Origin of the sequence: Nocardioides oceani, from assembly GCF_030412965.1 — a bacterium.
Lineage (GTDB): Bacteria > Actinomycetota > Actinomycetes > Propionibacteriales > Nocardioidaceae > Nocardioides > Nocardioides oceani.
The window spans coordinates 1-376 of sequence record NZ_JAUHJQ010000064.1; the positions used below are offsets into that span (position 1 = coordinate 1).

1 protein-coding gene is annotated in these 376 nt (G+C 40.4%); it reads right to left on the reverse strand.

The window, feature by feature from the left end; translation table 11 throughout:
* Positions 1–47 precede the first annotated feature (47 nt).
* Positions 48–376 (reverse strand): hypothetical protein (locus tag QWY28_RS23275; RefSeq protein WP_300955301.1); only part of this gene is annotated, 329 nt, incomplete at its 5' end.

Below are 376 nucleotides of genomic sequence, written 5' to 3' on the forward strand. Positions count from 1 at the left end.
GGAGTCAAGATTTTGGGAGGTGTTGAAAATGTGTTTTGTTTCACCAATTAGGCATCTCCGATAGTCGTCTTAATTTCAGCGACAATTACACAACCGAAATCACTGATGAGCATAGTATCACAAGTGTATTTCAAGTCTCCGACAAGTATGTCAAATGACTGGATCTTCCAAACAGTAAATCCGGTGGTGGAACTGACACTAACTCGGTTTCCAATGTAGGGAGAGTCGCGTGCAGGAAGAACGCCAAATCCAAATCCGATGGTGTTAAGGACACATGCAGATCGAATGTTATCTGTTCCAGAACTGACTTTTTGGTCGTTTACAGAATAGATAGTTTTCGTGTCATTGTTTTTATGTTCAGTACCATAAAGATAGA